The organism is Paraburkholderia diazotrophica, from assembly GCF_900108945.1.
In the GTDB taxonomy this organism is placed as follows: Bacteria; Pseudomonadota; Gammaproteobacteria; order Burkholderiales; family Burkholderiaceae; genus Paraburkholderia; species Paraburkholderia diazotrophica.
Window position 1 is genome coordinate 95,019 of record NZ_FNYE01000002.1, and the last position, 21,642, is coordinate 116,660.

General features: G+C 64.1%; 19 protein-coding genes. 3 read left to right on the plus strand and 16 right to left on the minus strand.

Annotation, left to right across the window (positions count from 1 at the left end):
- Positions 1-42 precede the first annotated feature (42 nt).
- A complete protein-coding gene (locus tag BMW76_RS03165; protein WP_090862785.1) occupies positions 43-3,225 on the minus strand; it encodes an efflux RND transporter permease subunit in 3,183 nt (1,060 codons plus the stop codon).
- A 427-nt stretch (positions 3,226-3,652) separates the two neighbouring features.
- Here BMW76_RS03165 and BMW76_RS03170 point away from each other — a divergent pair, with 427 nt between their 5' ends.
- The 3 genes from BMW76_RS03170 to BMW76_RS03180 all read left to right on the plus strand — a co-directional run bounded on the left by BMW76_RS03170 (position 3,653) and on the right by BMW76_RS03180 (position 6,032).
- Positions 3,653-3,865: a hypothetical protein gene (locus BMW76_RS03170; protein ID WP_087732196.1), complete on the plus strand. Its 213-nt coding sequence runs from the start codon at positions 3,653-3,655 to the stop codon at positions 3,863-3,865.
- 130 nt (positions 3,866-3,995) lie between these two features.
- Positions 3,996-5,018, plus strand: a complete 1,023-nt coding sequence (locus BMW76_RS03175; RefSeq protein WP_090863574.1) for a serine/threonine protein kinase — start codon at positions 3,996-3,998, stop codon at positions 5,016-5,018.
- A gap of 291 nt (positions 5,019-5,309) precedes the next feature.
- Positions 5,310-6,032, plus strand: coding sequence for a PepSY-associated TM helix domain-containing protein (locus BMW76_RS03180; RefSeq protein ID WP_090862788.1), 723 nt, complete (start codon positions 5,310-5,312; stop codon positions 6,030-6,032).
- Between the two features lie 28 nt (positions 6,033-6,060).
- Here BMW76_RS03180 and BMW76_RS03185 read toward each other — a convergent pair whose 3' ends face one another.
- From BMW76_RS03185 to BMW76_RS03255, 15 genes are all read right to left on the minus strand, one after another.
- Entirely contained in the window at positions 6,061-6,402 is a 342-nt protein-coding gene (locus BMW76_RS03185) for an XRE family transcriptional regulator (protein ID WP_090862791.1), read from the minus strand.
- Positions 6,386-6,760 carry a type II toxin-antitoxin system RelE/ParE family toxin gene (locus BMW76_RS03190; protein WP_090862794.1) on the minus strand — a complete coding sequence of 125 codons (375 nt, stop codon included), beginning with the start codon at positions 6,758-6,760 and terminating at the stop codon, positions 6,386-6,388. The genes BMW76_RS03185 and BMW76_RS03190 overlap by 17 nt, the downstream gene beginning before the upstream one ends.
- Before the next feature lie 210 nt (positions 6,761-6,970).
- On the minus strand, positions 6,971-7,999 hold the full coding sequence (locus tag BMW76_RS03195) for an XdhC family protein (RefSeq protein WP_090862797.1): 1,029 nt from the start codon (positions 7,997-7,999) through the stop codon (positions 6,971-6,973).
- Positions 7,972-8,559, minus strand: coding sequence for a CoxG family protein (locus BMW76_RS03200; RefSeq protein WP_090862801.1), 588 nt, complete (start codon positions 8,557-8,559; stop codon positions 7,972-7,974). Before BMW76_RS03200 ends, BMW76_RS03195 begins: the two co-directional genes overlap by 28 nt.
- A complete protein-coding gene (locus BMW76_RS03205) occupies positions 8,550-9,791 on the minus strand; it encodes a vWA domain-containing protein (RefSeq protein WP_090862804.1) in 1,242 nt (413 codons plus the stop codon). The genes BMW76_RS03200 and BMW76_RS03205 overlap by 10 nt, the downstream gene beginning before the upstream one ends.
- A 5-nt stretch (positions 9,792-9,796) precedes the next feature.
- On the minus strand, positions 9,797-10,684 hold the full coding sequence (locus tag BMW76_RS03210; protein WP_090862807.1) for an AAA family ATPase: 888 nt from the start codon (positions 10,682-10,684) through the stop codon (positions 9,797-9,799).
- A 115-nt stretch (positions 10,685-10,799) separates the two neighbouring features.
- Positions 10,800-11,603, minus strand: a complete 804-nt coding sequence (locus tag BMW76_RS03215) for an FAD binding domain-containing protein (protein ID WP_090862809.1) — start codon at positions 11,601-11,603, stop codon at positions 10,800-10,802.
- A gap of 21 nt (positions 11,604-11,624) precedes the next feature.
- Positions 11,625-14,018, minus strand: coding sequence for a xanthine dehydrogenase family protein molybdopterin-binding subunit (locus tag BMW76_RS03220; protein ID WP_090862811.1), 2,394 nt, complete (start codon positions 14,016-14,018; stop codon positions 11,625-11,627).
- Between the two features lie 10 nt (positions 14,019-14,028).
- Positions 14,029-14,511, minus strand: coding sequence for a (2Fe-2S)-binding protein (locus BMW76_RS03225; protein ID WP_090862814.1), 483 nt, complete (start codon positions 14,509-14,511; stop codon positions 14,029-14,031).
- 390 nt (positions 14,512-14,901) lie between these two features.
- Complete coding sequence (locus BMW76_RS03230; RefSeq protein WP_090862817.1) at positions 14,902-16,299, minus strand: amino acid permease; 1,398 nt, start codon at positions 16,297-16,299, stop codon at positions 14,902-14,904.
- A 171-nt stretch (positions 16,300-16,470) separates the two neighbouring features.
- A complete protein-coding gene (gene rqpR / locus BMW76_RS03235) occupies positions 16,471-17,127 on the minus strand; it encodes a response regulator transcription factor RqpR (protein WP_090862820.1) in 657 nt (218 codons plus the stop codon).
- A 16-nt stretch (positions 17,128-17,143) separates the two neighbouring features.
- Positions 17,144-18,037 (minus strand): sensor histidine kinase, encoded by an 894-nt coding sequence (locus BMW76_RS03240; RefSeq protein WP_090862823.1) that lies wholly within the window; start codon positions 18,035-18,037, stop codon positions 17,144-17,146.
- A 519-nt stretch (positions 18,038-18,556) separates the two neighbouring features.
- Positions 18,557-19,327 carry a ferredoxin--NADP reductase gene (locus BMW76_RS03245; RefSeq protein ID WP_090862826.1) on the minus strand — a complete coding sequence of 257 codons (771 nt, stop codon included), beginning with the start codon at positions 19,325-19,327 and terminating at the stop codon, positions 18,557-18,559.
- A 515-nt stretch (positions 19,328-19,842) separates the two neighbouring features.
- Positions 19,843-20,484, minus strand: coding sequence for a LysE family translocator (locus BMW76_RS03250; protein WP_090863577.1), 642 nt, complete (start codon positions 20,482-20,484; stop codon positions 19,843-19,845).
- A gap of 145 nt (positions 20,485-20,629) precedes the next feature.
- The gene (locus tag BMW76_RS03255; RefSeq protein ID WP_090862829.1) at positions 20,630-21,622 is read right to left on the minus strand and encodes an ABC transporter permease; all 993 of its coding nucleotides are present in this window, start codon (positions 21,620-21,622) and stop codon (positions 20,630-20,632) included.
- Positions 21,623-21,642: the final 20 nt, after the last annotated feature.

The following is a 21,642-nucleotide window of genomic DNA, read 5'->3' on the forward strand; positions in this document are numbered from 1 at the left end:
CAGATCCTGTGCTTGTGCATCGTTGTTATGACTGCGTCCGCATCACTGCGGTCGGTGGATGACGTGCGCGGCCGCGCGAGCGCGCCGGTCCGACAGCCGTCGATAGATCATCGAAAACACCACGGGCACGAACACGAGCGTCGCGACCGTGCCGATGGCGAGGCCGCCGATCACCGCGCGCCCGAGCGGCGCATTCTGCTCGCCGCCTTCGCCGAGGCCGATCGCCATCGGCACCATGCCGATCACCATCGCGAGCGCCGTCATCAGCACGGGGCGAAAGCGGGTGAAGCCCGCTTCGATTGCGGCGCGCGTCGCGTCACCGTGTTCGAGCAGACGCTCGCGCGCAAAGCTGACGACGAGAATCGAGTTAGCCGTCGCGATGCCGATACACATGATCGCGCCCGTCAACGAGGGAATCGACAGCGTGGTGTGCGTGAGGAACAGCATCCATACGATGCCCGCCAGTGCGCCCGGCAAGCCCGTGACGATGATGAACGGATCGAGCCACGACTGGAAATTCACGACGATCAGCAGATACACGAGCACGATCGCGAAGATCAGGCCCGCAAACAGGCCGGAGAACGAATCGTTCATCGTCTGCACCTGGCCGCGCAGTTCGATCGTCGAGCCCTTCGGCAATTGCGCCTTGGTTTCGGCGATCGCTTTCTTGATGTCGTCGGAAACCGCGCCGAGATCGCGGCCATCGGCGGTGCCGTAGATGTCGATCGTGGTCTGCGCGTTGTGGTGCGTGAGCACGGCGTTGCCCGACGTGCGCTGCATCGTCGACAGCGCGCCGAGAATGTTCGTGTGGCCGTTCGCGTTCAGCGGAATGTTGGCGAGCGATTGCAGCGAATCCATCGTGTATTGCGGCGCTTCCGTGATCACGTTGTAGCTCACGCCGTTGCGCGGATTGAGCCAGAACGTCGGCGTCGTCTGCTGGCTGCCGGACAGCGTGATCAGCAGATTGCTCGCGATGTCGCGTTGCGAGAAGCCCGCCTGTTGCGCGCGCGTGCGGTCGATGTCGACGAAGATGCGCGGCAGGTCCGAGGGCTGTTGAATGCGCGCGTCGGCGAGTCCGGGGATGGCGCGCAGCTTGTCGAGCAGCATCGCGGCGAACGCGCGATTGCCCTGGACGTCGCGCCCGATGATCTGAATGTCGATCGGCGACGGCATGCCGAAGTTCAATGTCTGACTGACGATATCGGCGGGCAGAAACGCGAACTGCACGCCGGGGAATTCGTCGGTGAGCGTGCGGCGCAGTTTGCGCACGTAGCCGGCCGTCGGATGATGATCCGGGTTCAGGCTGATCAGCACGTCGGCATCCGATGTGCCGATCGTGCCCGTGTTGCTGTACGACAGGTTGATACCCGATACGGGCAGGCCGATGTTGTCGATGATCGAATGCAGTTCGCCGGGCGGAATGAGCTGGCGGATGCGCGTGTCGACGCGATCCGTGACCACGGCCGTTTCCTCGACGCGCATGCCCGTTTTCGCCCGCAGATGCAGCGCGATCGCGCCGGCATCGACGGAGGGGAAGAAGTCGCGGCCAAGGAACGGCATCAGCAAAAGAGACAGGCCGCAGCACAACAGAAAGACCGTCACGAAGAGGCCGGGCCGCGCGACGCGCGCAACGAGAAAGTCGCGATAGCGCTCGCGCACGTTCGCAAAGCCGCGCTCGAACGCGAGGTGAATGTGCATGAACGGATTGCGCGTCCGGCCTGAATGATGGAAGTCGGCGGGCCGGTGGTGATAGCGCAGCAGATATTTCGCGAGCGTCGGCACGAGCGTGCGCGAGAAGAAGTACGACGCGAGCATCGCGAACACAACGGCTTCCGCGAGCGGGATGAACAGGTAGTGCGCGACGCCCGTCAGCAGAAACATCGGCACGAACACGATGCAGATCGACAGCGTGGACACGAGCGTCGGAATCGCAATCTGATGCGCGCCGTCGAGAATCGCCTGCTCGAGGTTCTTGCCCTGTTCGAGCTGATGACTGATGTTCTCGATTGCAACGGTCGCGTCGTCGACGAGAATACCGACGGCCAGCGCGAGCCCGCCGAGCGTCATGATGTTGATCGTCTCGCCGAGCGCGGAGAGCGCGATGATCGACGTGATCATCGACAGCGGAATCGACACGGCGATGATCAGCGTTGCGCGCCAGTTGCCAAGGAACAGCAGGATCATCAGACCCGTCAGGCACGCGGCGATCAGCGCTTCGCGCAGCACGCCCTGTACCGATGCGCGCACGAACAGCGACTGATCCGCGACGGGGTCGATGTTCAGCGACTCGGGCACGAGATTGCGCAGCGCCGGCATCATGTTCTTGATGCGATCGACGATTTCGAGCGTCGACGTGTTGCCGCTCTTGTTGATCGTCAGCAGCGACGCGCGCTGGCCGTTCACGCGCACGATGTTCGTCTGCGGCTGATAACCGTCGCGCACATGCGCGACATCGCGGATATAGATGGTGCCGTTGGGCCCCGACTTGATCGGGATGTTGTTCAGGCCGGCGAGCGAATCCGGGCTCGAATTCATCTGCACCGAGTATTCGGTCGAGCCGATTTTCGCGGTGCCCGTCGGCACGATCAGGTTCTGCGCGGTGATCGAGTTCACGACGTCCATCGGCGACAGGTTGCGCTCCTGAAGCTTGCGCGAATCGATGTCGACCATGATCTGCCGCTGCTTGCCGCCATAAGGCAACGGCGCCGACGCGCCCGGCACCGTTGCGAGCTGCGTCTTCAGGAAGTTGTTACCGTAGTCGAACAGCTCTTGCTCGGTGAGCGATGGCGACGACAGCGAGAGCCGCAGAATCGGTACCGTCGATGCGTTGTAGCGCAAGATGAATGGCGGCGTGATGCCGGGCGGCAGGGAACGCAATTGCGATTGCGACAGTGCGGTGACCTGAGCAAGCGCTTCGCTGATGTTCGCGTGCGGCTGGAAGAAGATCTTGACGACGGCAATGCCGTTAAGCGAAGTCGATTCGACGTGCTCGATATCGTTCACCGCGACGGAGAGCCCGCGCTCGTAGTTCAACACGATGCGCCGTTCCATCTCGTCGGCGGGCAGGCCGTTGTATGTCCAGATGACGGACAGCACCGGGATGTCGATGTTCGGGAAGATATCGGTAGGCGTGCGCAGGATCGTCAACGGGCCGATGATCAGCAGCAACAGCGCGAGGACGACGAACGTGTAGGGGCGCCGCAGCGCGAGACGAACGATCCACATGAAGGTGCGGTCCGGTGAGGGCGGGGAGCGGCTGCTTCTGGTGGCAGCGAGCGTTGCGCGAACGGCAGTCCGGCCGGGCGTGCGCGACCGGAATATAACGCGTATCGTAGCTTACATCGACATTTTTGAGACGCGTGTGCGGCGCGGTTTATGATGACCCTGTTACGAGAGGTTACAGTCAGGGTTTCGTAAGTCGAATTGACCGAACGGCGGCCTCGCGAGGCGTTAGTTTTTACTTTGCCAAAGTGCCCAAACAGGCAACAATGGCCTCCGGTCCGCATCAGGGTGTCCGATGCGAGGACCGTAGGAGCGCTTCGTTTTTCGAATCAGGTGCGCGTGCAACCTTTCGCATGTTGCGGCGTTTTTATCAGCACATTGACCGGCGCAGTCTCGAACAAGCCGGCAATTGGGAGGACGGGGAAATATCATGCAAGTCGGTTCTATTGTTCGATCCGTGCATATCGCCGTGCCACAAGGCGCGCGCGGAATCGTGATGCGCATCCTGGGCGACATGGCGATGGTGGCGTGGTACGCCGGCGAGCCCGGAACGTCGAAGCAACTGAACACGGAACCCTTTTTCCTCGAGGATCTGATCGATACGGGCGAATTCGTCCGCCCTGCAGGCGCGCAGATACATTGATCGCGGACGACTGACCCACGACTTTTCGTTTAGCGATGTGCGCCCGCGCCGGGCGTATGGCACGGCGCCAGTCGCGCTCGTGCCTGTCCTGGCGCTCGTTTTTGCGCGCGGCACGGCGCACAATGCGGGCATGATCGAAGACACTCCATTTCCGCAGGACGGCCAGGCCGTCCCCTTCGCCCGGCTCACGCCGGAAGTCGTGCTCGACGCGCTCGACAGCGTGCTCGATACCGTCGGCGTGCGCACCGACGGGCGCATGCTGCCGCTCAACAGTTACGAGAATCGCGTCTATCAGGTGGGCGTCGAAGACGGGCCGCCTGTCGTCGCGAAGTTCTACCGTCCCGAGCGCTGGACCGACGAAGCGATTCTCGAAGAACACGCGTTCGTCGCCGAACTGGCTGCGCGTGAAATTCCCGCCGTGCCCGCGCGCACATTCGATGGCCGCACGCTGCACGCGTTCGACGGTTTTCGCTTCTCCGTCTTCGAACGACGCGGCGGCCGTGCGCCCGAGCTCGATCGCAAAGACACGCTCGAATGGCTGGGCCGCTTTATCGGGCGCATTCACGCCGTCGGTCAAACGGTGGACTATGAGGCGCGTCCTGTGCTCGACATTCACACCTTTGGTTACGAGCCGCGCGAGTATCTGCTCGCGCAAGGCTTCGTTCCCGCCGATGTGCGCGTCGCGTGGGAAGCGGCTGCGAACCTGGCGCTGGAGGGCGTCGAGCGCGCATTTGAAGCGGCGGGCGACGTGCGGCGCATCCGCATGCACGGCGATTGCCATCCGAGCAACGTGTTGTGGACGGACGCCGGCCCGCATTTCGTCGATTTCGACGATAGCCGGATGGGCCCCGCCATTCAGGATATATGGCTGCTGCTGCCGGGCGAACGAAAAGAAGCGTCGCGCGCGCTCACCGATCTGCTCGCGGGCTACGAAGACTTCTGCGAATTCGATCAGCGAGAGCTCCATCTGATCGAAGCGTTGCGGACGTTGAGGCTGATTCACTACTCGGCGTGGCTTGCGCGCCGTTGGGACGATCCCGCGTTTCCTGTCGCGTTTCCGTGGTTCAACACGCAGCGCTATTGGGAGGACCGCATTCTCGAATTGCGCGAGCAGATCGGCGCGATGCAGGAAGGGCCGCTCTGGCCCGTGTGACTCGCGCGTAATCCACGCGATTGAGAAAAACGCCTTTCTATGTAATGATAGTCATTCTCATCGGAAAGGCGTCGCCAGCTTTTTGTCATCTTTCTCCTCGGTGGTCGCCAGCCAGCCTTTCGATGGTCGCCCTGCTTCGTCCCGCGCATTGGCTGCCGCCGTCTGACGGACGGTGAGCGCATGCGCGCCGGGCATCCGTCTTTCCCGTCCGTCCGGAACGACACTTCCCGTTTTCACTAGACCGCGTTGCCCCATGCCGGCGACGCACGACCCGTTTTCCCAGGAGCCGACTTGAACGCGCCCGAATCGATCGAACTGAAGCCTGCCGAGCGTGCCGGCGTGATGCCTGCAAGCGTGCACGCGATGGATGCCGACGAACTCGCCGCGCGGCGCCAGCGCTCGCGGCGCGCGACTTTCATCAAGTGGCTGCGCAAGGTGCATGGCTGGGTCGGGCTATGGGGTGCCGTGCTGGGTTTGCTGTTTGGCACGACGGGGTTTCTGCTGAATCATCGCGGAGGGCCGCTGAGCGTGTCGTCGGGTGAGCCGCAGGTCGAGCAGTTGCAGATCGCGCTGCCGCAGCGCGGCTTCAAGTCGCCCGCCGACATGGCGCGCTGGCTGAAGGACGAACTGCATATCGACGGCAAGCCGGGCAAGCCGCGCCGCGAGCCCGCGCATCCTGTCGCCTGGGGCGACCATAGCGCAGTGCAGCCGGAGTTCTGGCAGGTGGGTATCGCGGGTCCGCATCAGAATGTGCAGGTCGAGTACTGGGTGGGCAACGGCTTCGTGTCGGTGAAGCGCACGCAGAACTCGTTTCTGGGCACGATGAACAACCTGCACAAGGGCGTCGGAATGAGCGTCGGCTGGGTGTTGCTCATCGATACCATTGCGGGCAGTCTCATTCTGCTGTCATTGACGGGCGTGCTGCTGTGGACGGGGTTGAACCGGCGTCGGACGATAGGTGCTGTGCTCGTGCTCGGATCGATCGTGGCGGCTGTGGTGTGCGGGTTGATGTGACGAGTGGACGCTTGTTTGTCGCGCCCGTTTAGTCGTCTTGAGCGGGTTCGCGCACAGGCTCGTCGAGTTGCGCGAAGTTCGTGATCCGCACCTCGCCTTCGGGAAAGCGCGCGACGATTTCAAGTTCGCCGCCGAGCGCGCGAATATGATCGCGCAGCGTCGAAATGTACATGTCCGTGCGCTGTTCGAGTTTTGCGATGCTCGGTTGCTTGATATTGAGCCGCTTCGCAAGCGCTTCCTGTGATAAACCGCGCGCATGACGTAGTTCGTGCAGAGGCATTTCGGCGCGGAGCTTGTTCGCCAGTGCCTTTGCGCGCGCCCGCGATTCAGCCGACATGCCTGCCCGCAGTTCTTCAAATTTTCTCGCCATCTCTGGTTTCTCCGTGCGCTAGCTGCATCAGATGCAGCCGATAAAGAATTTCCGCTCGCGGTACGTTCTGTTCATACCAACGGTCATGCCCTGTCTTGTCACCGCCTGCGAGCAGAATGGCGACGCGCCTTGGGTCGAACGCATACAGCACGCGATAGGGTCTGCCGCGATGTTGAATTCTCAACTCGCGCAGGTTGCCGAACTGCGAGCGAACGATCCGGCTCGAATGCGGGAAGGACAAAGCCGGACCGCATTCTTCCAGCAAGCGGACCGTCGCGTCGACGGATTCTTGTTCCGCCTCTCGCAGCCCTTCCCACCAGGCCTGAAATGCATCGGTGTACTCAACGACCCATGGCATCGAAAATATACCTCCGAGGGAATATTCCGTCAAGGGAATAGTGACGGCTGCGGACCTGTTTCGGCGCGAGCGCAAAGTTCGCGTCAGCCGTCCGCAAAAATTCGATGCTAGGGATCAGGGAGGCCCGGCGACAGTCAGCCGAATGGCCGATGCCGGGCAAGAGAAATCGACCGCGAGCGACAACTCATCTCGCGACCGGGCACAGAAAAACTAATCGGGAATACTACAAGCCGCTCCGCCGCTTGCCGCGATCTCACGCGCGGCCTTGGCGCCTTCGACTTGCAGCAAGGTCGGCAGCGATACGCCGTTCTTCGCCGCCGTCACTTCAGCAAGAATCGACACGGCGATTTCAGGCGGCGTCCTGCTGCCGATATAAATCCCGACGGGCCCATGCAGCCGCGCGAGTTCGGTATCCGTGAGATCGAACTCTTTCAGCCGTTCGCGCCGCGCCGCGTTATTGCGCCGCGAGCCTAACGCGCCAACGTAAAACGCGGGCGTCTTCAGTGCCTCCATCAACGCAAGATCGTCGAGCTTCGGATCATGTGTGAGCGCGATCACTGCGCAGCGTTCGTCGAGCTTCATGTCGAGCACGGTATCGTCGGGCATCGTGCGGACCACTTTCGTGCCGGGCACGTCCCATTCGTCCGTGTACTCTTCGCGCGGGTCGCACACCGTTACCTGATAGTCGAGCCCCACCGCGATATTGCACAGATAACGCGACAACTGCCCCGCGCCGATCACGAGCATCCGGTAACGCGGGCCGTGTATCGTCAGCAGACGTTTGTCGTCGAAGTCGACGCCATCCGTGGCCTGCGCGGGTCCCAGGCTCGCGACGCCCGTTTCCATATCGAGCGTGCGCGCAACGAGACGCCCCGCTTCGACGGCTTCACATAGTTCGGCGATGCCGCTCGCTTTCGTCAGCGGCTCCAGCACGAGTTGAATCGTGCCGCCGCACGGCAAACCGAAACGATGCGCCTCTTCTGCCGTGATGCCGTATTTCACCGCTTCGGGTTTCGTCTGCTCGATGCCGCGCTGGCGTACGCGATCGATCAGATCGTCTTCGATACAGCCGCCCGACACCGAGCCGACCACCGCGCCATCGTCGCGCACCACGAGCATCGCGCCTTCGGGACGCGGCGACGAGCCCCACGTCTTCACCACCGTCACGAGAAGCGCGCGATGTCCCTGCTCGAGCCAGCGCGCGCTGCTCTTCAGGACTTCGAGATCCACGCTGTCCATGATTTCTTCCTCTTCGGTTCTTCGCCTTCGGCACCGCCACTACCGGCCGCTTCGCCAGCAGCGGCTTCACTTACAGTGTCGCCCGAGTCGCCGGTTTCTGCTTGCGCGGCGCCACTGCCGCCCGTCACCTGCTCGCCGAAGCGTCTGAAGAACTCGCCGGCGAGCTTGCGCGCCGCACCGTCGACGAGCCGCGAGCCGATCTGTGCAAGCTTGCCGCCAACCTGCGCGTGGGCCGTGTAAGTGAGCTTCGTCGCGTCGTCGCCGTCGGGTTCGAGCGTCACGTGAGTCTTGCCTTTGCCGAAGCCTGCGGCGCCGCCCTGGCCTTCGAACACGATCGTATAGGTGTGAGGCGCGTCGATATCGGTGAGTTCCATGCGGCCCTTGAAGCGCGCTTTCACGGGACCGACGGCCGCGCTCAGCGTGACCGCGTACGCATTGTCGCCATCGGGTTCGATGCTGTCGCAGCCGGGGATCGACGCGCGCAGGATCTCCGTGTCGTTCAGCGCGTCCCATGCCCGCTGCTGCGACACCGGCAGCGTGTAGGTTTCGGTCAGCTCCATGACGTTGCTCCTCCAGGTAGGGCGGCGCGTGCGGCATCGCGGGGCACGCGCGTCAATTGTGCGAGATCGCGGCCGAACGCAGCCAGGCTGTCGAGATTGTGAACAGGCTTGTGGGCATCGACGAACGGCAACATCGCCTGGACGCCGCGCGCCTTAGGCGCAAACTCGCTGTACCGCAGCAGCGGATTGAGCCACACGATCCGATGCGCGAAGCGGCGCAAGCGGGCCATTTCTGCTTCCAGCACGTCGATCGCTTCGTGATCGAGGCCATCGGTGACGAGCAGCACGGTCGCTCTGCCCGTCAGCACTCTGCGTGCCCAGCGCCGGTTGAATTCGGCGAGCGCGGCACCGATCCGCGTGCCGCCCGACCAGTCGACGACCTGATCCGCGAGCGCCGCAATCGCCACATCGGGGTCGCGTTCCTTCAGCGCACGCGTCGCGTTCGTGAGGCGTGTGCCGAACAGAAACACCTGCAAGCGCTCCCGCGATTGCAACAGCGCATGACAGAAGTAAAGCACGGCGCGCGAATAGCTGCTCATCGAGCCCGAAATGTCGAGCAGCAGCACGAGCGGCGGCTTGCGCGCGACGACGGCGCGATACTTCCACACGGTCCAGTCGCCGCCCGCGCGCACCGCATGCCGCGCGCTTGCGCGCAGATCGGCATGCGTTCCGTGCGACGCCGCTTTCAATCGACGTGTCGGTTCCATCGCGAGCGGCAAACGCTGCGCGCGAATCAGATGGCGCAGCGTGCGCCATTCATCCGCTGTGAGCGTGTCGAAATCGCGATGACGCAAGCGCTCTTCGGCGCTGAACGTCACATGCGCGTGCAGTTCGAGCTTGTCCTTGTCGTCGGATTGCGCGGCTTGCTTGCGCTGGTTCGCGTGATGGACGGCGAGTGCATCGGCGAGCCGGTTGTTGCGCTTCGGCGGCGGCACGCCGCTCGTCACTTTGGGCAACAGCAGTGCCCGCAGCTTGCCTTCCCAATCGGGATCGCGCCAGAAGAGATCGAACGCGGCATTGAAGAGCTCGCGCTCATCGGGCGCGCGCACGAGCAGCGCAGCGAGCGCGGCGCGCACATCGTCGCGGCGATCGAGTTCGATGAAGTGCAGCGCTTCGAGCGCATCGACGGCCTGCGCCGGCGACATCGGCAGGCCCGCGCCGCGCAACAGCCGCACGAAGTGCACGACGTTGCGCGCGAGTGTCGGTGAGCCGGAATCGCGGTCGGGCATCATCGACGCTACTCCGTCGCCTCGAGACACTGCTGGATCTGTGCGGCGTCGAAACGCGCGAGATCGTCCTGATACTTGAGCAGCACACCCAGCGTGTTCTGCACCGATTGCGGATCGAGTTCTGTGACACTGAGCGCCGCGAGCGCGCGGCACCAGTCGATCGTTTCGGCAATGCCGGGCGCCTTGAACAGATCCATCCCGCGCAGACGATGCACGAAATCGACGGCACGGCGTTGCAGCGCTTCGCCCGTCTCCGGCGCGCGCGCCGCGACGATCGCAAGTTCGCGTTCGCGCTCGGGATAACCGATCCATTGATACAGGCAGCGGCGTTTCAACGCATCGTGTACTTCGCGCGTGCGGTTCGACGTCATCACGACGAGGGGCGGATGCTCGGCGCGCACCGTGCCGTATTCTGGAATCGATACCTGAAAGTCCGACAGCAGTTCGAGCAGGAACGCCTCGAACGGTTCGTCGGCGCGGTCGATCTCGTCGATCAGCAGCACGCGCCGCGCGCCCGGATGGTTTTCGTCGGGCAACAGCGCCTGCAGCAGAGGGCGCTTCAACAAGAATTCGCCGCGATAGAGCGTGCTGTTGTCGGGCTTTTCGCCAGCAGCTTCAGCGAGGCGCAACGCCATGATCTGTCGCGGATAGTCCCACTCGTACAACGCGCTCGCCGTATCGAGTCCTTCGTAGCATTGCAGCCGCAGCATCGACGTGCCGAGCATGCCCGCTGCCGCCTTCGCCAGCTCCGTCTTGCCGACGCCCGGCTCGCCTTCGACGAAGAGCGGCCGTTCCATGCGCAGCGCGAGATAAAGCGCGGTCGCGAGGTCGCGGCTCGCGTAGTAGCCTTGGCGCGTGAGCAGCGCGAGTGTTCCGTCGATTGAAGCTGGCTGCATGGTTCTCCCGGGCGCGTCGGCTCGCGTGGCTCAAAACAAACGGCGCCGATAAACGAAATGGCCCGGACGCGCCGGGCCTCTGCATGCTCAAACGCTTTGCGGCATCACCTGCCCGCTAGCCCAATGCCGTTCGCACCGCGCGCGCCGTCAGCACTGGTATCAGATGCGCGCGATATTCGGCGCTCGCATGCAGATCGGTGTTGAGGTCGTCCGGTGCGATCGTCACGCCGCGCGCTGCCGCTTCGGTGAAGTTCGCGTTCAGCGCATTCTCCAACTCCGCCGAGCGGAACACCGATGGCCCCGCGCCCGTGATCGCGACGCGCACGCCGCCCGCCGTCTTCGCGACGAACACGCCCGTCAGCGCGAAGTGCGATGCGGGATTCTTGAACTTCTCATACGCCGCTTTTTCCGGCACGGAAAACTCGACGGCGACGATCAGTTCATCGGCGTGCAACGCGGTCTCGTACATGCCGACGAAAAAGTCGGCGGCCGGGATGCTGCGCCGGTCCGTCACGACGGTTCCATCGAGTCCGAGCACGGCAGCGGGATAGTCCGCTGCGGGATCGTTGTTCGCGATCGATCCGCCGATCGTGCCGAGCGCGCGCACCTGCTGGTCGCCGATATCGCCGGCGAGAAGCGCGAGCGCGGGCAGCACGCGCTGCACGTCCGTATTGTTCGCCACATCCGCATGACAGACGGCCGCGCCGATCGTCACCTTCTGCGGCTCGACGCGAATCTGCTTCAGTTGCGGAATGCGCGTGACGTCGATCAGCTTCGACGGCTGCGCAAGACGCAGACGCATCGTCGGCAACAGGCTTTGCCCGCCCGCCAGAAACTTCGCCTCGCTGTCGGCGGTGAGTGCGGACACGGCGCTCTTCGGATCGGCTGCACGTTGATAGTCGAATGAATACGAATACATGTTGGCCTCCGCTGTGAGCGCTTAGGGACGTGCCTGCGCGTTTTGCGCAGCGTGGATCGCGGACCACACGCGATGCGGCGTGGCGGGCATCTGCAGGTCCTTGACGCCAAGCGGCGCGAGCGCATCGATGATCGCGTTGATCACGGCGGGCGGCGAGCCGATCGCGCCCGCTTCGCCGCAGCCCTTCACGCCGAGCGGATTGTGCGTGCACGGCGTGCCTTTCGCGGTCTCGACGGTGAACGACGGCAGATCGGACGCTTTTGGCATCGCATAGTCCATGTAAGAGCCCGACAGCAACTGGCCGCTTTCGTTGTCGTACACGCAGCGCTCCAGCATCGCCTGGCCAATGCCCTGGCCAAGCCCGCCGTGCACCTGTCCTTCGACGATCATCGGATTGATCACGTTGCCGAAGTCGTCGACGGCCGTGAAGCGCTCGATGCGCGTCTCACCCGTATCGACGTCCACTTCGACTTCGCAGATATACGCACCCGACGGATACGTGAAGTTCGACGGATCGTAGAACGCGCTTTCGTCGAGACCCGGTTCGAGCTTGTCGAGGGGGTAGTTGTGCGGCACATAAGCCGCGAGCGAGACGTCGGCGAATGTCTTCGTGCGGTCCGTGCCCGCGACGCGGAATGTGCCGTTCTTGAACTCGATGTCGTCGGCCGATGCTTCGAGCAGATGCGCGGCGATCTTCTTCGCCTTCGATTCGATCTTGTCGAGCGCCTTCATGATCGCCGAGCCGCCGACGGCAATCGAACGGGAGCCATACGTACCCATGCCGAACGGAATGCGCCCGGTGTCGCCGTGCACGATCTCGATGTTGTCGAGCGGCACGCCGAGCCGGTCGGCCACGACTTGCGCAAAGGTTGTTTCGTGGCCCTGGCCATGACTGTGCGAGCCGGTGAACACGGTGACGGAGCCTGTCGGATGCACGCGTACTTCGCCCGCTTCGAAAAGGCCCGCGCGCGCGCCGAGCGCGCCCGCGATGTTCGACGGCGCGAGGCCGCATGCTTCGATGTAGCACGAGTAGCCGAGGCCGCGACGCTTGCCGTTATTTTCCGATGCCTGCCGGCGCGCGTCGAAGCCTTTCACGTCCGCGAGTTCCAGCGCGCGGCTCAGGCACGCTTCGTAGTCGCCCGTGTCGTAGGTGAGGCCGACGGGCGTCGCATACGGGAACGAGCGGATGAAATTGCGCCGGCGGATTTCGGCGGGCTCGATGTTCATTTCGCGCGCGGCCGTTTCGACGAGCCGCTCGACGACATACGTCGCCTCCGGGCGGCCTGCGCCGCGATACGCATCGACGGGCACCGTGTTCGTGAACACCGCTTTCACTTCGGCGTAGATCGCGGGCGTCGCGTATTGGCCCGCGAGCAGCGTCGCGTAGAGGATGGTCGGTATGCTGGAGGCGAACGTCGACAGATACGCGCCCATGTTCGCGATCGTATGCACGCGCATCGCGAGGAACTTGCCGTCGGCGTCCATCGCGAGTTCGGCTTTCGTCACGTGATCGCGGCCGTGCGCGTCCGACAGAAACGCTTCGGAACGCTCGGCAGTCCACTTCACCGGACGGCGGATTTTCTTCGAGGCCCACGTCAGCGCGACGTCTTCGGCGTATAGAAAAATCTTCGAGCCGAAGCCGCCGCCGACATCGGGCGCGACCACGCGCACTTTCGATTCCGGCAACGACAGCACGAACGCCGCCATCAGCAGCCGTTCGACGTGCGGATTCTGATTCGCCACGTAGACGGTGTAGCTGTCGTCCTGCTGCGAGTAACTGGCGTTGACTGCGCGCGGCTCGATTGCGTTCGGCACGAGGCGGTTGTTGACGATATCGAGCGTCGTCACGTGATGGGCTTTTGCGAACGCGGCATCCGTGGCCGCCTTGTCGCCGTGGCCCCATGTGTAGCAGGTGTTGTCGGACACTTCGTCGTGGACGGCGGGCTGGCCCGGATCGGCGGCGTGCGCGGTGTCGACGACGGCGGGCAGCTCGTCGTAGATCACGTCGATCAGTTCGGCGGCGTCTTTCGCGGCCTTCACCGAATCGGCGATCACGAGCGCGACCTGATCGCCGACGTGGCGCACTTTCGTATGCGCAATCACCGGGTGCGGCGGCTCGTTCATCGGCTTGCCGTCGACGCTGTGAATCAGCCAGCCGCACGGCAGCCCGCCGACATTTTCAGCGGCGAGATCGGCGCCTGTGAAGATCGCGACGACGCCGGGCGACTGCTTCGCCGCTTCGGTGTCGATGCTCTTGATGCGCGCGTGCGCATGCGGCGAGCGCAGGAACACGGCGTAGGTCTGGCCGGGCAGAACGATGTCGTCGGTGTACTGGCCGTTGCCCGTCAGAAAGCGATAGTCTTCCTTGCGCTTGACGGGCGTGCCCACCATGCGTTGCGTATCGGGTGCGTTCATGGCGGGCTCCTCAGGCGGTCGCGCCGGCTTTCATGCCGGCTGCGCCCTGAATGACAGCCTTGACGATGTTGTGATAGCCCGTGCAGCGGCACAGGTTGCCGACGAGCTGACGACGCACGTCGTCTTCAGTGAGGTCCGGATTCGTTTCGGCGAGCGCGGTCGCGCTCATTACCATGCCCGGCGTGCAGAAGCCGCACTGCAGGCCGTGGCATTCGCGGAAAGCGGCTTGCATCGGATGCAGTTCGCCGTTCTTCGACAGTCCTTCGATCGTCGTGATTTCCTGGCCTTCGGCCTGCACGGCGAGCATGTTGCAGGACTTGATCGCGCGGCCGTTCAGATGAACCGTGCACGCGCCGCATTGTGCTGTGTCGCAGCCGACGTGCGTACCCGTCAACCGCAACTGTTCGCGTAGAAACTGGACAAGCAGGGTGTGTGGTTCGACGTTCGCGGTAACGGGTGAACCGTTCACCGTCAGACTGATGCTGATCGCCATGAACTGTCTCCTTGGGGACGCCCTTGGAATGAGCCCCGGATGGGGCGAAACCGGCTCGGGCCCGCGTTCACTACCTACCGCCTGCCTGCTGTGAGGGTCCGGTTCGGTTGGTGCTTTTATCTTTGTGCCAAAAAGTAAAACACAAAAAAGGGTAGCAGGCTATGGGGCGAACCGCACAGGGAATGACAGATCGTTGAGTTTGAGAAGATGCTGCGCTGCACGTGCCTGGATTGCGCGTGCGTCGTTGCGCTTGGGGTGTGGAACTTGCGCGGCACGCGTCCCCGATTGACGCCCTGGAGCCTCGACGCCTGAAATGAAAAACGGCACGCCGCGCGTGCCGTTTCGTTCAATGCGCTTTTGTTATTGCCGTGACGGCGCGAGCATATGCGATCAATGCTGACCGTGCGCGAGCTTCGAATGACGGCGCGAATAGCCGAAGTACACGAGCATGCCGATCACAAGCCAGATCACGAACGCGATCCACGTGACGGCGCTCAGATTGACCATCAGGAACAGGCACGACGCGACGGCGAGCACGGGCAGGACGGGCACGCCCGGGCAGCGGAATGCGCGCGGCAGGTCGGGATGCGTGCGGCGCAGGACGAGCACGGCAATCGACACCATCGAGAACGCCGCGAGCGTGCCGATGTTGATCAGTTCGGCCAGCACGTTGAGCGGCACGAGCGCGCCGATCAGACCGAACACGATGCCGACGAGCCACGTCGTCGCGAACGGCGTTGCGAAGCGCGGATGGACCTTAGACAGCGCAGCGGGCAGCAGGCCGTCGCGCGACATTGCGAAGATCACGCGCGTCTGGCCATATGCCATCACCAGAATCACAGTCAGCATGCCGAGCACGGCGCCGAGATCGATGAAGCCGGCGACCCAGTTCTGTCCCGCGACCTGCAACGCGTACGAGACCGGATGCGAGACGTTCGCGAATTGCGCGGACGGCACGATGCCCGTCACGACGGCGGCCACGGCGACGTACAGCACCGCGCACACGCCGAGCGACGCGATGATGCCAATGGGCAGATCGCGCTTCGGGTTCTTCACTTCTTCCGCCGCCGACGACACCGAGTCGAAGCCGATGAACGCGAAGAACATCACGGCTGCCGCGCCGAACACGCCGCTCCAGCCGTTCGGCATGAACGGGTGCCATTTTGCGGGCGTCACATGGAACGCGCCGACGGCGATCACCAGCAGCACGACGGTCACCTTGATCGCGACCATCAGGTTGTTCACGCGCGTCGATTCGCGCACGCCGACGGACAGCAGCGTGGTGATCGCGATCATCACGAGGAAGGCGGGCAGGTTGAAGAGCGTCTCATGGCCGGGCAGCGCGCCGGGCGCCGCCGTCAGCGCGACGGGCAGCGAAATGCCGAAGCCCGACAGCAGCGATTGCAGATAGCCGGACCAGCCGACCGACACGGCCGACGTCGCGAGACCGTATTCGAGCATCAGATCCCAGCCGATGATCCACGCGGCCAGTTCGCCGAGCGTCGCGTATGAATACGTGTAGATCGAGCCGGCGACGGGAATCGTCGACGCGAATTCGGCGTAGGCGAGCGCCGCGAAGCCGCACGCGATGGCCGCGATGATGAACGACAGCATCAGCGCTGGGCCGGCCTGCACGGCGCCCGTGCCCGTGAGCACGAAGATGCCGGTGCCGATGATGGCGCCGACACCGAGAAAGGTGAGATCGAGCGCGCCGAGCGCTTTCTTGAGGCCGGCGGCCTGCGCGCCGGCGATCATGTGCTCGACGTTCTTCTTACGAAAAAGGGACATCTGGCGGGGTCTCCTGGGTAGCGCGCGTGTGGGGCGCGGCCAATGTCGGGGAAAACCCGCAATTTTAGCGGAAGTGGGCCGGCGAACCCTTTCTGGTCCGCAGCGGACGCGCGCGACTTGCGGTCGCGCGTGGCGTCGCGCTGCGGGGTGCCCGTGTCTGCGTGCGAGCGATCAGGCCGTCATCGCCGGATTCAGGTCGACGAGGCGGTTGCTCATCACATAGAAGGTGAGTTCGGCGTTGTTGCGCAGCTTCATCTTTTCGAGCAGCCGCGTGCGGTAGACGCTCACCGTCTTCACCGACAGCGACAGCGCAACCGCAATGTCCGTCAACCGCTTGCCCGACGCGAGCATGCACAGCGTCTGGTATTCGCGGTCCGAGAGCTTTTCGTGCGGCATCTGCTCGCCGTCGAATGACACGTAGTCGGCGAGCGCTTCCGCCATCGCGGGGCTCACGTACTTGCGGCCCGCCGCGACCTGCTGGATCGCGGCGATCATCTGCAAAGTGTCGACCGTCTTCGACAGATAGCCGGCCGCGCCCGCCTTCAGCGCGCGCACCGCGTACTGGTCCTCGCGGTACATCGAAAACATCAGCACGGGAATGCGCGGCACCTTGCGCTTCAGCCGCTTCAACACCTCGACGCCGTTCATGTCCGGCAGCGAGATGTCGAGCAGGATCACGTCGTACACGTGCTTCGAGGCCTGCGCGAGCGTTTCGGCGCCCGTCTGCGCCTCGTCGACGTCATCGGCGACGCCCCGGTCGATCAGCAACTGCCGCACGCCCTCGCGAACGACGGCGTGATCTTCGGCAATCAGAACGCGCAAGCTCATGAGGAAATACCGGTATTCACAGACGGATTGCAGTGCGCCGCGCGCGCGGGCGCGACGCGTTGCCGAGCAGCGCTTTCCACGCGAAACGGGCCTGCACGGTGGTGCCGAGCGGCTGACCGGCCGGTGCGGCGGTAATGCGCAGCTCGCCGTCGAACGCATTGCAGCGCGCGCGCATGCCCGCGAGGCCGAACTGGCGCTCATCCTGGCCTGCGTGCGGCGGAATGCCGATGCCGTCGTCGCTGACGACGATGCTCAGATGGGTCGCAGTGGTTTCGATGCGCATGTCGGCGCCCACCGCGCGCGCGTGTTTCGCGACGTTGTTGAGCGCTTCCTGCGCGACGCGGAACACGGCCAGCGACGCATCGGCGGAAAGGCGCGTGAGGCGCGCATCGGCGGCGCACACGAAGCTCATGCGCAGGCCCGTGCGCGCGGCGAAGCTGTGGGTCCAGTGCGACAGCGCGTTGACGATGCCTTTGTCGAGGGTCGGCGCGTGCAGATCGGCGACGGCGTGCTGGGCGGCTTCCGTGACGGCATCGAGTGAGCGCTGCGCCGTTGCGAGCGCGGCCGCGCATTGCGCCGGCGCATCGGCGGGCAGCCACGTCTCGATGCCGGCCAGCGCGAAGCGCGCGGCCGTCAGCTCGGCACCCACGCTGTCGTGCAGTTCGTGCGCGACCTGGCGGCGCGTGGCTTCCTGCGTGCGCGTCAGTTCGGCGGCCAGTTCTCGCACGCGCGCCTGCAGACGCGCGACGTCATCGCGCGATGCCGCCGGCGTGGCGGCAGCAGCCGGTTTGCGGGCGGCGCGGGAACGGCTCGCGAGACGCTCGGACGCACGCTGTTCCGGCTGCTGCGCGTCGCTCGCGAGCGCGGCCGCGCTGTGCGCGTGCATCCGGACGACGGTCGACGTATCCATGGTCCCGCTCACGAAACGGATGGGCCGAATCGGCAGCCAGACACCGACAGCACATAGACGAAAGAACGCATGCGAACCCTTATCCCCAGATATGTCCGCCGCAGCGCGATTCCGCGACGGAAAAACGCTACGCCGTGGCGTAACGAAATTTACATTCTGTAACAAACAGACGACAGTTTTGTTAATAGTCTGTCAAATGGCGCTGTGTTGCGATCATATCTTAAAAAAAGAAAAAATGGCCGTCCAGAGGCGCTTGTCGCGTATTTTTCACGCGGCGCATCCAGCCGGCGGCCTTTCTGTGTCAGAAAAATACCTACACGAAAGACGGATCGACAGCCATGGAATTTGTAACCGTGCGTCTGGTTGTATTGCCGGACGGTGACGCGCGATCCACCCACTGTTTCGCGAGAGCAAAGGGACGCGCCAAAAGAAAAACCGGAGCGCGAAGGCTCCGGTTTCGGTGATGCGGCTCGTGCATCCGCGACCAAGGGTCGCGCTGCGGCTCGTACGGCTAATTGTTCAACCGACGAACGCCTTTTCGACGACGTAATGGCCAGGATTGTTGTTGCTGCCTTCCTGGAAGCCCATGCTGTCGAGCAGTTCACGCGTGTCGCGCAGCATGTGCGGGCTGCCGCAGAGCATTACGCGGTCGTTTTCCAGCGAGAAGTGCGGCAGGTCGAGGTCGCCGAACAGCTTCTTCGTTTCGATCAGATCCGTGATGCGGCCACGGTTCGCAAACGGCTCGCGCGTGACGGTCGGGTAGTACACCAGTTTGTCGCGGATCAGTTCGCCGATGTGCTCGTGCGCCGGCAGATGCTCCGTGATGTATTCCTTGTACGCCAGTTCATCGACGAAACGGCAGGTATGCGTCAGCACGACCTTTTCGTAGCGATCGTAGACGTCCGGGTCCTTGATGATCGACATGAACGGCGCGAGCCCCGTGCCCGTCGACAGCAGCCACAGCGTCTTGCCGGGCAGCAGGTTGTCGGCCATCAGCGTGCCGGTCGGCTTCTTGCCGATCAGCACCTGGTCACCGACCTTCAGGTGCTGCAGACGCGACGTCAGCGGGCCGTCCTGCACCTTGATGCTCAGGAATTCGAGGTTCTCTTCGTAGTTCGCGCTCGCCATGCTGTAGGCGCGGATCAGCGGCTTGCCGTCGACTTCGAGGCCGACCATCGTGAACTGGCCATTCTCGAAGCGGAACGACGCATCGCGCGTGCAGGTGAAGCTGAAAAGCGTATCGGTCCAGTGATGGACGCTCAGGACGGTTTGTGGATTCAGGTTGCTCATGGCTTCTTCGATGGTGCGGAAACAAGGTCGGCCACACAAAAAGCGAGGCCGGCACGGCAAAGGCGATGCATCGTCCCGTGTCGGCAGCGACGTCGGAATGATGCGTAATTTGCTATTTTACCGCGTCAGCACACCGGGCATTGCCGCGGCGGGTTGGGCGGTGAACCGGAGGTCTGTCCAGCGCCGACGCGGCCTTCGTTCGGGCTGTCATTCGATTCGCCGGAACGGACGACTGCGGCGCGGCTGGAGCGCACTGCTGGGGTGGTACGGAACTGGGTCCTGTGCCCGGCTGCCGACCGTCGCGGGTGTTGCCCTTCTGGTCTCGCCCACCGCGTCGGGCATCGGACCACGCCCGAGTGACGGGCGCTTGCCTGTAGTCGTCGGATGACGGCTGCCGCTCCACAGGGCGCGGGTAAGCGCTATTTCGGGATAATACCGGAAACGGATCACGCACCGCAGCATTGACCCTTCTGGCGAAGCTGGAACCGAGGTGCGCCGCGTGTGCCGCGTGTGCGTCAGCTTTCCGCTGCGAGCTTTGCGCCGAGCCCGACGAGCACCGCGCCGCACAGGCCGTCGATCGGCCTGCGCAGGCGTCGATAGCCGCGCTGCGTGCGCTCCGTCGCGAACATCAGCGCGACGCTGCTGTACCAGCTCGCCGACATCGTCGCGATCATCGCGAGCGCGACGCCGTAGAACCATATCGGCGGATGCGCGGGAAACATCGTCGCGAACACGCTGGTCCAGAACGCGCACGACTTCGGGTTCGTCAGGCACGTGAGAAGGCCCGAGCGCCACGCGCGGAAATAGGCGTCGCGATCGCTTGCGGGCGGCGTCTCGACCGCGACGGCGGCGGCCTCGCCGCGCTTCGCGCTCGAACGCAGCAGCTTGAAGCCGAACCACACGAGATACACCGCGCCCGCGATGCGGATGCCGTTGTACAGCCAGTCGATCCGCTGCAGCACGGTCGCGAAGCCGAGCATCGCAAGCGAAGCCCAGATCGTCGATGCCGTGCCGACGCCCAGCGCCGACGCCGCGCCGAGTCCGCGCCGTCCCGCCAGCGACAGTTGCGTGATCATGAAGAAGTTGGGGCCGGGACTTACGAGCGCGATCAGATAGACGATGGCGATTTGCAGCAGGATCGGCAGGTAGTGATGCATGGCGACGATATGCCGCATCGGACGGCGGCGCGTTGGGCGGAAAGGGAACGACGGGAACCGCGATCTTACTCTCGCCAACGCCCGTTTGAACGCCCATGACACATGGATTTCAACCCGGATTTCAACCCGGATTTCAACCCGGCCTTCAACCCGCAGCCGGTCCCGCGCCCGCGTCCGCGCCTGTTTCCACGAGCGGGCGCTTGTGCGCGCGCTGCTTGAGCACGCGCGCTTGCAGCACGATCACGAGCAGCAGGAACACGCCGCGAATCACCGACTGCCAGTACGCCGACAGGCTGATATAGCCAAGCCCGTTCTCGAAGTTCAGCAGGTTGAACACGAGGCCGAGCAGCAGCACGCCCGCGATCGTCATCGCGATCGAGCCTTCGCCGCCCGTCAGCAGCGTGCCGCCCAGCACGACGGCCGAGATCGCGAACAGCTCCCAGCCGACGCCTTCGTTCGGCTGCCCCGCGCCGAACTGCGCGGCGAGGATCACGCCCGCCAGGCCAGCCAGCAAGCCGCTCACCGCATACACGGCGACCAGCGTGCGGTTGACGTTCAGGCCCATCAGCCGCGCCGCTTCCTCGCTGCCGCCGATCGCCAGCGAATGCCGGCCGAAGCGCGTGCTGCGCAGCGCGAGCCAGCCCGCGACGGCGGCGCCGAGCGCGATCAGGCCGGGAATCGGCAGGCCGAACAGATCGCCCTGGCCGAAATTCGCGAAGTTCGTATCCGACGAAACCGACACCGCGTCGTTCTTGCCGAGCAGCAGCGCGAGGCCGTGCGCGCCCAGGCTCGTCGCGAGTGTCGTGATGAACGGCAGGATCTTCATCCGCGTGATGATGACGCCGTTGACCACGCCGACCAGCAGTCCCGCGCCCGCACCCGCGAGCACCGCGATCCAGCCGCCGTATGGACTCGCGAGGGCCGACACGACGCTCGCCAACGCCGCGACCGTGCCGACGGACAGATCGATGCCGCCCGTGATGATCACGAAGGCCATGCCGACGGAGATCAGCGCGAACATCGAGTTGTAGCGCCAGAAGGACATGATGTTGTACTCGGACGCGAAGTGCTCGTAGCGCACGAGGCCGAGCACGATCAGCGCACCGAGCGCGATCAGGATGGGCAGGTTCTTTTTCATCGGATCGTGTCTCGCAAGAT

Coding starts and splice junctions, on each gene's coding strand:
- BMW76_RS03165 (WP_090862785.1), bottom strand. CDS start 3,225: ATGTGGATCGTTCGTCTCGCGCTGCGGCGCCCCTACACGTTCGTCGTC.
- BMW76_RS03170 (WP_087732196.1), top strand. CDS start 3,653: ATGCAAGTCGGTTCTATTGTTCGATCCGTGCATATCGCCGTGCCACAA.
- BMW76_RS03175 (WP_090863574.1), top strand. CDS start 3,996: ATGATCGAAGACACTCCATTTCCGCAGGACGGCCAGGCCGTCCCCTTC.
- BMW76_RS03185 (WP_090862791.1), bottom strand. CDS start 6,402: ATGGCGAGAAAATTTGAAGAACTGCGGGCAGGCATGTCGGCTGAATCG.
- BMW76_RS03190 (WP_090862794.1), bottom strand. CDS start 6,760: ATGCCATGGGTCGTTGAGTACACCGATGCATTTCAGGCCTGGTGGGAA.
- BMW76_RS03195 (WP_090862797.1), bottom strand. CDS start 7,999: ATGGACAGCGTGGATCTCGAAGTCCTGAAGAGCAGCGCGCGCTGGCTC.
- BMW76_RS03200 (WP_090862801.1), bottom strand. CDS start 8,559: ATGGAGCTGACCGAAACCTACACGCTGCCGGTGTCGCAGCAGCGGGCA.
- BMW76_RS03205 (WP_090862804.1), bottom strand. CDS start 9,791: ATGATGCCCGACCGCGATTCCGGCTCACCGACACTCGCGCGCAACGTC.
- BMW76_RS03210 (WP_090862807.1), bottom strand. CDS start 10,684: ATGCAGCCAGCTTCAATCGACGGAACACTCGCGCTGCTCACGCGCCAA.
- BMW76_RS03215 (WP_090862809.1), bottom strand. CDS start 11,603: ATGTATTCGTATTCATTCGACTATCAACGTGCAGCCGATCCGAAGAGC.
- BMW76_RS03220 (WP_090862811.1), bottom strand. CDS start 14,018: ATGAACGCACCCGATACGCAACGCATGGTGGGCACGCCCGTCAAGCGC.
- BMW76_RS03225 (WP_090862814.1), bottom strand. CDS start 14,511: ATGGCGATCAGCATCAGTCTGACGGTGAACGGTTCACCCGTTACCGCG.
- BMW76_RS03230 (WP_090862817.1), bottom strand. CDS start 16,299: ATGTCCCTTTTTCGTAAGAAGAACGTCGAGCACATGATCGCCGGCGCG.
- rqpR (WP_090862820.1), bottom strand. CDS start 17,127: ATGAGCTTGCGCGTTCTGATTGCCGAAGATCACGCCGTCGTTCGCGAG.
- BMW76_RS03240 (WP_090862823.1), bottom strand. CDS start 18,037: ATGGATACGTCGACCGTCGTCCGGATGCACGCGCACAGCGCGGCCGCG.
- BMW76_RS03245 (WP_090862826.1), bottom strand. CDS start 19,327: ATGAGCAACCTGAATCCACAAACCGTCCTGAGCGTCCATCACTGGACC.
- BMW76_RS03250 (WP_090863577.1), bottom strand. CDS start 20,484: ATGCATCACTACCTGCCGATCCTGCTGCAAATCGCCATCGTCTATCTG.
- BMW76_RS03255 (WP_090862829.1), bottom strand. CDS start 21,622: ATGAAAAAGAACCTGCCCATCCTGATCGCGCTCGGTGCGCTGATCGTG.